Below are 13999 nucleotides of genomic sequence, written 5' to 3' on the forward strand. Positions count from 1 at the left end.
TACATAGTTATACTTCGTAAAGCTAATTAATATTGTTTATATAAAAACTACTTTCTCTTATTCTATATTGGATAACAATATTATGGCAATTAATTTACAGATGAGCCATCAATATAAGTTTTCCAGGCTTTAATACTTCCCTGATTATAGAGTATGTTCTGGAAGTTATTGGTTTTGAATGTAACAAAATCAGCTTTTTTACCAGGTTCCAGTTTTCCCCTATCTTCAAGATTAAGAGCGTAAGCAGCCCGGAAAGTCATTCCGGCCAGCACTTCAGCAGTTGTCAGTTTCTGAAAAGCTGCTAAAATTGAAGCCTGGGTTATCAGGTTACCCATCGGTGCTGAACCAGGATTCCAGTCGCTGGCAATAGCTACGATTGCACCTGCATCCAATAATTTCCTTACCGGTGTAAATTTCTCCCCAAGCCCCAGGCTTGCTCCCGGAAGGGCTGTTGCTACGGTATCAGACTGTGCAAGGAACGCTATATCCTCATCAATGGTGGCTTCTAGGTGATCCGCTGATTTGGCCCCCACTTCTACAGCAATTCTTGAGCTCCCCGGAGTAAACTGATCTGCATGAACTGTTATTTCAAAACCTAGAGCTTTAGCTTTAAGTAAAAAGTCTTTACTTTCATCCGGCTGAAAAGCTGATTTTTCAATAAAAATATCCACTCTTTCAGACAGGTTCTCTTCTTTTACTTTAGGTAAAATCTCAGTAATGATATATTCCAGGTATTCCGGATTGCTCCCTTCAAAATCTTTAGGCTTCAGGTGCGCGGAAAGACAGGTAGGAATTAAAGAGGCCTTAGTAAACTGCCGGGCCTGCTTAATAATACGAAGCATTTTTAATTCATTTTCAACATCTAAGCCATAACCGCTTTTTACTTCAATGGTTGTAATACCAAGACCAACAAGAAATTTAATCCTTTCAAGCAAAGTAGCCAATAATTCTTTTTCCGGAGCATTTCTGGTATGCTGTACCGAACTCCAGATTCCTCCTCCACTTTCAGCAATTTCCAAATAAGTCTTTCCCGCATTACGCATCGCAAAATCATTGGCACGGTTACCTCCAAAACAGATATGGGTATGAGAATCTACAAAAGAAGGAAGAACCACCTGCTCTCCTTCAATCTCTTCAATCTCTATATCAGGATTTTCAGCTTTAAGTGTTAAAAAATCTCCTACTTTCCGAATACCATTATGATCTGTAATAATTCCTCCGTCTGTAATAACTTCCAGCTGTTCATCAGTAAGTTTCCCACGTAATGGTAAGTTAGCAAGTGTTACAACCTGCTTAAATGGTCCTATTAATTTCATGTATTTAGGCTAAAGGTTAAAAGATGAATGCACCATTATGATTTAATTTCCTGAAAGCAGGATAAATTAAATTTACATTCCAATTCAAACATCAATATTTACATTCAAAAATACTTAAAATATCCCAATTTTTCTCTTAAACTTAAGCTCAATCCAACTCCGGCTAAATCTCAGTCTCAATTTCACCTTTTCTTAATCTGCTTTCCTACCTTGGTCTAAATTTCCTATCTTTGAGGTAAATGAAATGATTAATGCCAGATTTTTTACATCCAGATAAGGAAAACTACTCACGTGAGGAGCTGATGCAGGAAGAACAGATGCGCCCACAGAGCTTTAAAGATTTTGCAGGACAGAGAAAGACTCTGGAAAATCTTGAAGTTTTTGTTACCGCAGCCAAAAGACGGGGTGGGGCATTAGATCATGTCCTGTTACATGGTCCTCCAGGTCTGGGAAAAACAACTTTAGCCAATATCATAGCCAATGAGCTTGGGGTAAACTGTAAAATCACCTCCGGACCTGTATTGGATAAACCGGGAAGTCTGGCCGGGCTCTTAACAAATCTGGAAGAGAATGATGTTCTTTTTATTGATGAAATTCACCGTCTCTCTCCAGTGGTAGAGGAATATCTCTACTCTGCGATGGAAGATTACAAAATAGACATTATGCTTGAGACAGGTCCGAACGCAAGAAGTGTTCAGATCGGGCTAAATCCGTTTACACTGGTAGGTGCAACGACCAGAAGTGGTATGCTTACCAAACCAATGCTTGCCAGGTTTGGAATTCAGAGTAGACTGGAATATTATTCTATTGAACTCTTATCCATGATCATTCAGAGAAGTGCCAGAGTACTGGGTGTGAAAATTTATGAAGATGCCTCTATTGAAATAGCAAGAAGAAGCCGTGGAACGCCAAGGATAGCCAATGCACTACTGAGAAGAGTCCGTGATTTTGCGGAAATCAAGGGAAATGGTGAAATTGAAATCAATATTACAAAGTATGCGCTGAATTCTCTGAATGTAGATGAATTCGGACTGGATGAGATGGATAATAAAATTATGCGTGTCATGATTGAAAATTTTAAGGGCAAACCTGTTGGAATTTCGGCTTTGGCAACTTCTATTGGAGAAAACCCTGAAACTCTGGAAGAAGTTTATGAACCTTTTTTAATTCAGGAAGGATTTATTATCAGAACACCAAGAGGAAGGGAGGTTACGGAAAAAGCATACAGACATCTGAATATTTCGAGACCTAAAAATCCCGGAGAGCTGTTTTAATATAAATTATAAGTATTAAAAGTTTTGGTTTTCATTGTGATTTAATATTGCCGGATTAACTTTAGAACACTGTGATTAAGATAAAATAAATGTATGTTCATACCCAAATTATATAAGAGTGAAGATTACGACCTGATGAAAGAAATTATCAGTGAAAATTCTTTTGCTTTATTAATTTCTTCTAAAGATAAAATCAGGGCGACGCATTCCATGATGATGCTGAATGAAGACAAGGCGGAAAATATTTTTCTTGAAACCCATCTTTCCAGAGCAAACCCACAGGCAAAAAGTCTGAAAAACGGAGATACAGTCCTTTGTGATTTTTTAGGAGCCCATACGTATGTTTCCAGCAGCTGGTATGATCATGTCAATGTTTCTACCTGGAATTATGAAGCATTACAAATTTATGGAAATGTACAATTAATGAATCATGATGAACTGTATGTTCATTTAGAGAAATTAACTTCCAAATATGAGAAAACTCAAAAGTGTCCTATGCTTGTAAAGGATATGGGAAATGAATTTGTAGAAAAAGAAATGAAGGGAGCTTTTGGTATTAAAGTCATCCCGACAGAAATATTCATTAAGCAAAAACTTTCACAAAACAGAAAAGATAGTGATTTTCAAAATATTATATCTCATCTTGAAAAATCAGATGATAATGCCAGAAAGATTGCTGAGAAAATGAAATCAATAAAGAATTAATCAAAATATACATATGAAATTATATCCAATACAATGTGGAAAATTTAAACTTGACGGCGGAGCTATGTTTGGCGTCGTCCCAAAGAGTCTGTGGGAAAAAACAAATCCGGCGGACGAAAAAAATCTAATTGAACTTGGCACACGGTCCCTTCTTATTGAGGATGGTAAAAAATTAATCCTCATAGACTGCGGTCTGGGTAATAAACAGGATGATAAATTCTTCGGGCATTATTCGCTCTGGGGAGATGATAATCTGGATAAAAATTTAAAGAAGTATGGGTTTGTAAAAGAAGACATTACTGATGTATTTCTTACTCATCTTCATTTTGACCACTGCGGTGGTGCCATAGAATGGAACGATGACAGAACCGGATACAGACCGGCTTTTAAAAATGCTAACTTCTGGACGAACGAGAATCACTGGCAATGGGCTACCGAACCTAATGCAAGGGAAAAAGCAAGCTTCCTTAAGGAAAATATCATACCGATGCAGGAAAGTGGCCAATTAAATTTTCTACCACTTCCTACAACAGGAAATTATGGTTTTGCTCCGGATCTTAAAATGGACGTTATTTTTGTGGACGGGCACACTGAAAAACAGATGCTTCCTGTAATTCAGTATCAGGAAAAAACGGTTGTCTTTGCAGCAGACCTTATTCCCACGGCAGGACATATCAATCAGGTATATGTGATGGGATACGATACCAGGCCTCTTTTAACATTGGAAGAAAAAGGAAAGTTTCTGAAACAATGTGTTGATAACGAATATTTATTATTCTTTGAACATGATGCTCATCATGAACTTGCAAGTCTTAAAATGACAGAAAAAGGAGTCAGACTAGATGAAACGTTCAGCTTTAATGATGTTTTTGGATATTAATTTTTAATTATGGAAGAGTTACATTCAGAAACCCAGCAGGCAGAACCTGAACCATCACCCAAGATTATTGGGTTAACCGGGGGAATAGGTTCAGGAAAAACGACAGTGGCCCGTTTTATTGAAGAATTTGGATTTCCAGTTTATTACTCTGATGACAGAGCAAAGACAATTGTCAATGATGACGAAAATCTGAAAATTAAAATCAAAGATCTCCTGGGTGAAAAGGCATACGATGAGAATGGTTTATATGACAGGAAATTTGTTGCGGATAAAGTTTTTAATAACAAAGACCTTCTTCAAAAGTTAAATGAAATTATTCATCCGGCTGTTCGAATTGACTTTGAAAACTGGGTTCGGAAACAGACAAAATATTTGATTTTTAAGGAAACAGCATTATTATTTGAGCTAAAACTGAACAGACAATGCTATAAGTCCGTTTTAGTAACTGCAGAAGATAATATCAGGATCAAAAGGGTAATGGACAGAGACAATAAAACCTATCGGGAAGTAGAGGCTGTTATGGAGAAGCAGATGCCTGAGAAAGATAAAATTAAAATCGCAGATTGTATTATTTATAACAATACAAATCTGGAAGACTTAAAAGAACAGACCGAACAGATCGTTTTTAGTATTGAATGAAAAACTCGTCAGGAAAGCTTTCCTGACGAGTTTTTTTATAAATAAGCCTCCATTTCTGGAGGCTTATTTTATTGAAATTTAAATTGATTATTCTTTAATAAATTTCTTTTGGATTGTATTACCATTATCATCGATATCTATTACATAAACACCGTTGATCAGTTTACTTACATTGATCTGGTTGTTCAGAAGAATACCATCCGCAAGCACTTGTCCGGCAGCATTATAGATCTTATATTTAGCTCTTTTACTAATATTTTTAACATATAATACCGTACTTACCGGATTTGGATAGATCATAATTCCTGTCTGATCTATAGGGTTTGGAACTCCTTTTTTAGTAATTCTAACTGTATAGTCCTCAACTTCACCGTTCGCAAAGTTAATACAACTTACAGGAACACCATCTCTTTGCATAGCAACTCTCATTACTACATATTTGTAATCTGTCATACTTACAAATGCATCCGCAGGTACACTGAATTTTCCTGAAACCGGAGTTGTGGTATTCGGAGGGGAAGTAAAGACTCTTTCGTTGATATCGAATTCTCCGTTTCTGTTGAAATCAATCCATACTGCGATTCCTTCATTATAATTTGTTCCGGTCCATTTTTTCTCAATAATAATTTCATTATCTGTTGAGCCTTGAATCATTTCAATAAACTTCTCAGTCACTCCTGTATAATCTGTGTAGGTAGAAGCTCCGGACTCATTTTCCATAGTTGGTTTTCCGTTCGGCTTCACCGTAACTTTTGCAATATGTTCTCCGGCAGCATTGTCAGATTCCATCTTACAATAGATCACGGTAGGAGTTGTGAAATAGTATAAAGGAGTGTAGTTTCCTGGTGTACCATTACAAATATTCACCACCTGCATTTCATATTTAGTAAGCTCTGTCAATCCTGATAAAACTACATTATTAACAGGTGTCGGAACTTCTGTCCAGCTTGGAATTCCCACTTTTCTGTATCTTAATACATATGTTGCTCCAGGGAAAGGATCCCATTTAACCTCTGCCATTGTTGGCAATAATTGGGTAATGGTCAATCCCGGAGGAGGAATTTCACAAATCCTTTCTGTAGTAAATACTTTTGGATTTGAATATGGATTCAGAGTCGTTTCTCCGTTACACTTATTGGCAATCTGTACTTCATACGTTGTATATGGTTCCAATGGTACCACACTTCCAAGCACATAGGTATTTGCAGGAGCAGCAGGTAAACTGATCAATGCATTTGGCCATCCTGTAGTTCCCACCTTTCTCCATCTCAGGGTATATGAAGAACTTGCTGCAAGCGGCGACCAGGTAATTAATGCCGTAGTAGGAGTAATAGTACTGATCGTAACATTTGGAGGTGTAGGATCACATCTCGTTGTAAATGTTTTAATAGGTGTTGCCGTACCAATGGTAGCTCCACAAATTGCAGCAATTTCAATTTCATAAGTTGTAGCCGGTGTCAAATTGTTAATAACAAGCGGAATGTTACCAAGCTGTGTAGAAGCATATACTTCAGTCCATGCAGCAGGAGGTGTTCCCTGAACTCTGTATCTTACAATATAACTTACATTGTTTGTCGCACCTGACCAGGTAACCGTAGCACTGTTATGGGTAGGCGTAATTGTTGGAGATCCCGGAGTAGCATTACTACAAGGTCTCAATTTCACTCTATAGTCTTCTACTTCTCCGTTAACTGCATTCTGACACATTACCGGAGCACTGGAACGTTTTAATACAACTCTCATTGTAGTAGTCAATGGTCCCGGATATGCATTTGCCGGAACATCGAAGGTTCCCGTTACAGGAGTAGTTGTATTGGCAGGAGAGATAAGAATTCTTTCCGCATCTGTGAATTGTCCATCTCTGTTAAAGTCAAGCCATGCTGTAACGGCATCATTATTTGTAGCACCTGTCCAGCCTTTTGCAACAGATATTTTGTTACCTGTAGATCCAATATCCAGAGTAATTAATGTCTGAGCACTTGTATAACTGATATAGCTTGTTTGTACCGAAGTATTACTCATTGGTGGTACCCCCTGGTTAGAAGAAGTAACTGTAACATTTGAGATATGGTCATTATCACCGCTACCTGTCATCTGGCAATAAGATAATGGAGGTGTTACAAACGGTACTGATGCAGAGAACGTTCCTGTATTACCATTACATATTGTAGCAACCTGAACTTCATAGTTAGTTTGTTCTGTTAATGGAGCTGTTCCAGGAACAGTGTAGGAATTCCCTGTAATACCGTTTACTGTTACCCAGGTACCAATAGGGCTTGTAGTTCTATACCTCAGGTTGTATGTTGCACCTGTAGTAGCTACCCATGAGAAGGTTGCACTTGTTGCAGTAAGATTTGAAACAGTAATATTTGTTGGAGGAGCCGTTGAACAAGGCTGCTGATCAATAAATCTCACCGGATAATCTTCAACCTCACCATAATCATACGTTCCGAATGAACCGCAAGCAATCGGAACATCATACTGCTGCATCGCAATACGCATGCGGGTAGGCTCAGGTCCGCTATAGATGGCGGCACCTGTCGGAACTGTAAAGGTGTTGTTTACCGGAGTAGTTGTACTGCTCGAAGTATCCAATACTTTTTCACTGTCCTCAAAAATTCCGTTTCTGTTGTAATCGATCCATGCTACAACCCCATAAGAAGATGTACTGCCCGGCCAGTATTTTGTAACTGTAATTTTATTACCACCCTGTCCTCTTACTAAGATTACTGTCTTAGATGGATCCGTAGTATAATCTTTATATACATCATATCCTGAGTCATTTGACATTATAGGAGCGTTCGTAGGAACCACTAAAACTTTACTGATATATCCGGCAGATGTTGTATTCACCGGACTCGGATCACAATATGTAAGAGCAAGTGTTGTAAAATCATCCAAAGGTGAGAATGTTCCTTGAGAGCCTCCGCAAATGGTAGCAATCTGATATTCATATTGAGTTGCATCAGTCAGGTTACTGATTAACTGACTGCCTGTAAGAGGTGTTGTAATATCAATGGTTGACCATGCTGCAGTTCCCACTTTTCTGTATTGTAATTTATATGTAGCACCTATCGCAGGAACCCAGTTTATAAGAGCTGAACTCGCAGTGATATTTGAAACGGTAATATTACTTGGAGGAGAAGCATCACAAGGTTGCAGAGCGATTACATTCAATGTATAATCAACATAGTTTCCGTTAGGTGCCGGACCACAAGGAGAAAGTGTTCCTGAATATGCTGTTGCAGCTCTGACTCTGTAATTTCCAGGTGCCTGTGATGCCGCAATAGGAATAGTTGCAGTTGCAGTTGCGGTATAGCTGGTCGTTGCAATGATTGTTTCTCCCGGATCGTTAAAGTCCATATCATTATTCCAGTCTACCCATACATAATAGTGATAAGTATTATTACCTGCAGATGCAAGATTCATAGTCACCGAAGTAGTAGGTATTGCCGAAACCACCGAAGCAGTACTATTAACATACGCCTGATAAGAAGAAGCCGTATAATTGATATTCGAAATTCCTCCCGTTGTGGTAACATCGTTCAGGTAATAAGAAGTTGAGGAGGTACCTCCTGTTGGTGTACAGAATCCTGTATAGAAAGACAGTGGTCCGGTCCATAAGCTCAGGTTTGTTCCGCTGCATTTTGCTCTTACCCATACATAATAAGTTGTATTAGGGGTTAGCGGAGAAAGATTAGCACTAGTTCCTGTAGTAACTTGTGAAGGAGGTGTTCCTGCTGCAGGAGCTGTATTCGAAGTACTGTAATATACTTCATATCCACCAGCAGGCGCAGGATTGGCTGCTCCCCAATTGACTTGAGCACTTGTAGTCGTAATAGCTCCCAATGATAAAATTCCCGCAGGGACACATGAAGGTGCCGGGCCAAAAGTAATCTGGATATTTGGTCTGCTGGAAGAGACGTATCCCGTATCTGTCGGAGGGGTATTATCGCCTTGAATATACATATGCTTTGATGTAGCAGTACTGTAAGTCACAGCACTTCCTGTATATGGCCCCGTCCCATATCCGCCGTAGTTGGTTTCTACCAGTACAACCAGGTTATCAGTTCCATTATAATAATAAGGATTTTGTAATGTTAACGTATTCCAACCCGTTGGCATGTTGGTTAAACTGGCATCATATACCAGAGAAGCCCCACTGGTTGCATCAGCCCATGTTTGTGCCGTAAGGGTTGTTGTAGTACTTGGTACAGACTTTAGATACACCTTTACCGGCATGGTATTATTTGAAGCTGCTGTAACATTCCAGGCTAAGGATAATACGGTCCCACCTCCCGCAGTATTTAATTCTGCCGCAGTATAAAGTGATGAGGATCTTTCAAATCCATAATAACAGCTCAAAGGGTATCTTTGAGTACTTGTTCCTGTACCAATTGTAATTGTTTGTGCCTGTAGGAATAATCCGAATACCATACATAGCAGTGTTATGAGCGCCCTCCGGGGCCTGCTCATTTTACAGAGTAAAAGTACACTCATATTTTTTAAATTTAATAAATGATAGAATAGTAAAAGAATTATAGGTTTTTCCTATTTTCCTGTTTTCAAATATATTTTGAAACATCCTTGTTTACAGAAATCTGTATAAAAAAAATAATTTTCACCTCATACGCTAATATTTTAATAATTACACAAATCTAATAATTTTTTCATTATTACGCATCCATTAAAATCTTTTTTTGAAAAAATTCCATAATAATGCTTTATATGATTTGAAATAAAAAAAATCCTCAAGAAACTTGAGGATTTAATATTTTAAGGGTTTACATTACTTTTTGATAAACTTAGATCGGAACTGATTCTGACCTTTTTCATCAATAGTAATTACATATCCGCCTTTAACTAAAGCTGAAACATTAATTTTTCCGCTATTGATATTTCCGCTATCAACCAATTGGCCAGCAGCACTATAAATTTTATAAGTTGCCTTATCTGAAACTTTAGTTACATTTAAAATATCATTTACCGGGTTTGGATATAGCTGAATACCATTATTCTGAGCTCCTGTTTCTGAAGTTGCAAGATTATTGGCAATTATTACATTATAATCCTCTACTTCACCATTAGGGAAATCTCCACATGCAAAGTCATCCGGAATACTCTCTCCTATATAATTCGGATTCATTAAAATAGTAACAACTCTCATTCTTAACGGAGAATTTGTTACAGCTGTTGACGGAACCGTAAATGTTGCCGTTTTAGGTGTAGTTCCAACTATCAATTGCTCTATTGGCATATCCAAAACTCTCTCATTAGCTTCAAATACACCATTTTTATTAAAATCAATCCATGCAGCCATTGCATTAGTACTGGCTCCTGAAAGAGTTACAGTAAGCGATACACTTATTGTATTTGAACTATTGACTAATAATATTGGTTGTAAAGTTGTATTGGTAGTATAGTTTGAATAGGTTGAGCCTGCAGTTGTATTATTTACTGTTCCCAATGTTACATTAGAAATATAATTATATTGTCCACTGTCACTAGCAGATGTACAATACGCTGTACATGCAGTTGAGAAAGTAGTCACAGCAGAGTAAGGACCTGTCACACCAGAACAAACTGCTGCCACCTGAACCTGATATGGAACACAATCAGTTAAATTGGCTAATGTTGCTGAATTTGTAGAAGCAGACACCTGAGACCATGTAGAAGCAGATGCTAATTTATATTGTACAACATAAGATGCCGCACCAGCAACAGGACTCCATGAGATATTAGCTCCGGTTAGAGTAATATTCTGAGCTACAACGCCTATTGGTGCTGAGCCACATGTTACCTGCGAAGTTACAGAAACCTTTTTAACGGCATAAAAGACATTTCCAATAGCTGAAATTCTCACTAAAACAGTCTGCCCGTTCAATGCTGACGGCATTGTATAAGATTCTGAACCATCATTAGGGGTGGATGCAGAAAGAACAGTCCAGCTTGTTCCATTATTTGTTGAGTAATCAACCTTAACATTTGCAACATTATAAGGTGCAGAGGATGTATTAGCAACATCCCATGTCAAATTGGAAGCTGCATTAGAGAAAAGATAATTCTGGGTAATCTGGAAAGGCCCGTCATTACCAACGGTTATTGTTTGTTGTGCAGAGCTGGTCTGCTGTTGTAATATATTCGCACTGTTATCTCTTGCAGTAATAGCAAATTTAGAGTTTCTGGCTACTTGTGAAACAGATTCCCATGTATCTAATGAATTATCTAAAACTCCGGCAAGTACAGAAGAAAATTTAGGAAAATATCTTGTTGGACTATCAGAAGGCGCAACTGATCTGAAAGATGCTCCATACGTTGTATTCCCTAAATTAGTTTTATTAATGGTCTGTGAGCTTGTAGCTCCGCTGTCCATTTGTTCCCAGGTATAGGTCATTGCATCTCCCTCCGGATCCGTAACATCAGCCGTCAGTACAAATGCAGTTTTCTTAGGAATTGTATAATTGGAAAGAGCAGCAATTACTGGTGGATTATTTGCCACAGAAGTTTCAATATCGCAAGTTTTATTAATCAGGTTTGTTTGAATCTGACCGATGCTGGCTCTGTGAAAATAAGCATCAGAATGCTCCTGTACATCAGTAGTCGTTCCGGTTATTCCTGCATATCCCATAATAGTAGATCCGGATCCAGGCTCAACGTTTACACCAGACCCTTCAATTGCATGTGAAAAGGTATGATTTCCTCCCAACTGGTGTCCCATTTCGTGAGCCACGTAATCAATATCAAAGTTATCTCCCATCGGAATAGCATCTGCAGGGGAAGTAAAACCAGAACCTTTTGCTTTACTGGTAGGTGTAGCAGGGTTCACACATACACAACCGATACATCCGGCGTTTCCGCCGCCGCCACTGGCCCCAAATAAATGTCCTATATCATAATTTTCATTACCTACTACAGCGGTTAGCTTTTGCTGTAACTCAAGATTCCAGTTATTCATTTGTGATGCTGGTGAATAAGGATCAGTGTTAGCATCTGTATAAATCAAAGAAGGATAGGATTGTAAATTTAAATGCAGTGCAAAATCTTTTTCAAAAACACCATTAACCCTGGTAAGAGTTGCGTTAATTTGCGCTAAAGCTCCGGGAACTCCTCCAAAATATGTAGTATATTCGCCCGTAGTTGAGATTACCAATCTCATGGTACGGTATTTCTTGTCTGAATTTTTATTAAATGATCCCGGGTTATGAGAAAATGATTTTCCACTGTTATACAAGCTTTCAACTTCTTTTACAGCAGCAGGATCTTCAGTAGTACTGCATACAAAAGGCTTGTCTCCGGATTTATTTCTTTTCGGATGTACAGAATATAGTCCATTTGCTTTATCCACAGGTTCAACAAATTCATAATTTCCGTCCTTAAACAACATAGACTGGAAATCATTTGGTGCCACCGAGAATCTGATATGATGAGTAGGATCATCAACAGAAACCCCAATATAAGAGCCTAACTCATACTTATCGGCAAGTTCTTTTACAACAACAGGGAAACTGTATACATTGAATTTTTCAATTCTTCCACTTAACGTTGGTATAGAAACAACAACCGGTTTAGCATTTGCCCCCATTTCCTGCGCTCCTTTCAATTGAGTCCTCAGTTGATTTAAGTCCAATTTGAAATACGATTCTACACGGGCAGCCTTAACTTCTGCTCTTTTTTTGACATCTACCTTACCAGAAGCCGGCGTCCATTGCCCGAACACCGTTCCTCCTACTAAAGCACACATCAAAGTAGTAAGTAGTCTTTTCATAAAATGTTAATTATATTTTTTTTCCAAATATAACCATTTTATACTATAAATATTTAAAACTTAAATATTAAATAAAAAGAATACTACCACAAAAATTAAAATTGATTACAAAAACACAAAAATTAAGTTAAATTTATTTATTTTCAATTTCAAAAAAAATATTGATTTTATTATACAATAACCCACCAATACTACATAAAATTAAAAATTTAACAATTTCAAAACCACTTTAATTTTAGCAGGTATTTAAAATCAGATCATGCCATAAAACATAAAAAGGAGCTAGATGCTCCTTTAAAATTTATATGCTATATTCCATGCAAATCCCATATTAAATTTGGAGGAGCTTCTTCCAAATCCGGGGATTATCATGGGAGATATCTCTTCCTGTTTTGATGTATATACCAGATATCGTGGCTGAAGGTTTACATCAATATAGAAATTGGAATTAAACAGCTGTACTCTTCCCCCGATAGTTCCCTCCAGCCAGAAAGAGGTCTGGGATGAAGAAGGAAAAGACACAGAAGAACTACTGCCTCCAAAACCGCGAACCGGGATTGCCATATACTCCTGATTATAAAATGAACCGGCTACTTTTCCACCGGCATAAAATCCATTGAATTCATTTTCTGCATCTTTTGCCAACATATAAAATGCCCCCAGTTTAACAAAAGGACCATTTACTTTGGCATCGTAGCCATTCTTCTGATATATGTTTTTCTCAAACCCGGCTTCAGCAATAGCGTGTACATTCCCTTTTATTTTTGAAGAAATAAATCCCTGGTATAATTTTCTATCTGAAAAAAAAGCCGTACCGGTATTAAGAACATCAAAACCAACCATAAAGTTCGGTTCATATTTCCAATGATCCTTTTTATCTTCTTTTTTATCCTGAGCCCAGTTAAAAATACCAAATAAACTAAAAAAGAAGGTAAAGATTAGTCTTGTCTTCATTCTCTATATAATTTTGCCCCTCCTGTAAACCCTGAACAGGAGTTGGAGTTATTAATTCTGAATTTAAATTTTCATATGTTTTTTTTATTCCGCATCCGGGAGACACATATGTAGATTTAGTAGTATACTTTATCCTGACTTTGGATTCAGCTCCTTTATCCCTTAACCTAAAATAAACATCCGTATAAGGAGAGTCATCTACTCTTAAGGGAATAAGCCTTGAATCTACATTTCCAACACCACCAAGCTGAACTTTTCCTGTACCGTAATCTACAGCCACATATAACGAATCCAGGGTCATCGCCTTTCCTGTTTCAAATGACCTGAATGCGATATTTATTCTCGGTGTGCCTTCTCCGCTTTCACATATGTCATCATCTCCACCACAGGAAGTAAGTATTCCCATCAGGCAGGTTATCATAAAAAATTTAAAATATTTCATCTGTACATTCTATTTTAATCTTAT

9 protein-coding genes are annotated in these 13999 nt (G+C 37.7%); 4 read left to right on the forward strand and 5 right to left on the reverse strand.

Annotation, left to right across the window (positions count from 1 at the left end; translation table 11 throughout):
• Positions 1–89: 89 nt before the first annotated feature.
• Positions 90–1316 (reverse strand): imidazolonepropionase, encoded by a 1227-nt coding sequence (gene hutI / locus DRF59_RS11510; RefSeq protein ID WP_115959881.1) that lies wholly within the window; start codon positions 1314–1316, stop codon positions 90–92.
• A gap of 251 nt (positions 1317–1567) precedes the next feature.
• On the opposite strand from hutI, the gene ruvB reads away from it, so the two are divergent.
• The 4 genes from ruvB to coaE all read left to right on the forward strand — a co-directional run bounded on the left by ruvB (position 1568) and on the right by coaE (position 4814).
• The gene (ruvB, locus tag DRF59_RS11515) at positions 1568–2590 is read left to right on the forward strand and encodes a Holliday junction branch migration DNA helicase RuvB (RefSeq protein ID WP_115959884.1); all 1023 of its coding nucleotides are present in this window, start codon (positions 1568–1570) and stop codon (positions 2588–2590) included.
• A gap of 93 nt (positions 2591–2683) precedes the next feature.
• Entirely contained in the window at positions 2684–3295 is a 612-nt protein-coding gene (locus DRF59_RS11520) for an FMN-binding negative transcriptional regulator (RefSeq protein ID WP_115959887.1), read from the forward strand.
• Positions 3296–3308: 13 nt separating this feature from the next.
• Positions 3309–4175 carry an MBL fold metallo-hydrolase gene (locus DRF59_RS11525; RefSeq protein WP_115959889.1) on the forward strand — a complete coding sequence of 289 codons (867 nt, stop codon included), beginning with the start codon at positions 3309–3311 and terminating at the stop codon, positions 4173–4175.
• 9 nt (positions 4176–4184) lie between these two features.
• Complete coding sequence (gene coaE / locus DRF59_RS11530) at positions 4185–4814, forward strand: dephospho-CoA kinase (RefSeq protein ID WP_115959892.1); 630 nt, start codon at positions 4185–4187, stop codon at positions 4812–4814.
• An 87-nt stretch (positions 4815–4901) separates the two neighbouring features.
• Here the strand turns inward: coaE and DRF59_RS11535 are convergent, their stop codons facing one another.
• From DRF59_RS11535 to DRF59_RS11550, 4 genes are all read right to left on the reverse strand, one after another.
• A complete protein-coding gene (locus tag DRF59_RS11535; RefSeq protein WP_115959895.1) occupies positions 4902–9314 on the reverse strand; it encodes a GEVED domain-containing protein in 4413 nt (1470 codons plus the stop codon).
• Between the two features lie 289 nt (positions 9315–9603).
• Positions 9604–12579: a reprolysin-like metallopeptidase gene (locus DRF59_RS11540; RefSeq protein ID WP_115959898.1), complete on the reverse strand. Its 2976-nt coding sequence runs from the start codon at positions 12577–12579 to the stop codon at positions 9604–9606.
• Between the two features lie 294 nt (positions 12580–12873).
• A complete protein-coding gene (locus DRF59_RS11545; protein ID WP_115959901.1) occupies positions 12874–13533 on the reverse strand; it encodes a DUF6048 family protein in 660 nt (219 codons plus the stop codon).
• The gene (locus DRF59_RS11550) at positions 13499–13975 is read right to left on the reverse strand and encodes a DUF6452 family protein (RefSeq protein WP_115959904.1); all 477 of its coding nucleotides are present in this window, start codon (positions 13973–13975) and stop codon (positions 13499–13501) included. The genes DRF59_RS11545 and DRF59_RS11550 overlap by 35 nt, the downstream gene beginning before the upstream one ends.
• Positions 13976–13999: the final 24 nt, after the last annotated feature.

Origin of the sequence: Chryseobacterium flavum (genome assembly GCF_003385595.1) — a bacterium.
GTDB lineage: Bacteria > Bacteroidota > Bacteroidia > Flavobacteriales > Weeksellaceae > Chryseobacterium > Chryseobacterium flavum.

What these genes read in the sequence shown, in the direction of transcription:
- hutI (WP_115959881.1), bottom strand. Translation starts at nt 1,316, where the DNA reads ATGAAATTAATAGGACCATTTAAGCAGGTTGTAACACTTGCTAACTTA.
- ruvB (WP_115959884.1), top strand. Translation starts at nt 1,568, where the DNA reads ATGCCAGATTTTTTACATCCAGATAAGGAAAACTACTCACGTGAGGAG.
- DRF59_RS11520 (WP_115959887.1), top strand. Translation starts at nt 2,684, where the DNA reads ATGTTCATACCCAAATTATATAAGAGTGAAGATTACGACCTGATGAAA.
- DRF59_RS11525 (WP_115959889.1), top strand. Translation starts at nt 3,309, where the DNA reads ATGAAATTATATCCAATACAATGTGGAAAATTTAAACTTGACGGCGGA.
- coaE (WP_115959892.1), top strand. Translation starts at nt 4,185, where the DNA reads ATGGAAGAGTTACATTCAGAAACCCAGCAGGCAGAACCTGAACCATCA.
- DRF59_RS11535 (WP_115959895.1), bottom strand. Translation starts at nt 9,314, where the DNA reads ATGAGTGTACTTTTACTCTGTAAAATGAGCAGGCCCCGGAGGGCGCTC.
- DRF59_RS11540 (WP_115959898.1), bottom strand. Translation starts at nt 12,579, where the DNA reads ATGAAAAGACTACTTACTACTTTGATGTGTGCTTTAGTAGGAGGAACG.
- DRF59_RS11545 (WP_115959901.1), bottom strand. Translation starts at nt 13,533, where the DNA reads ATGAAGACAAGACTAATCTTTACCTTCTTTTTTAGTTTATTTGGTATT.
- DRF59_RS11550 (WP_115959904.1), bottom strand. Translation starts at nt 13,975, where the DNA reads ATGAAATATTTTAAATTTTTTATGATAACCTGCCTGATGGGAATACTT.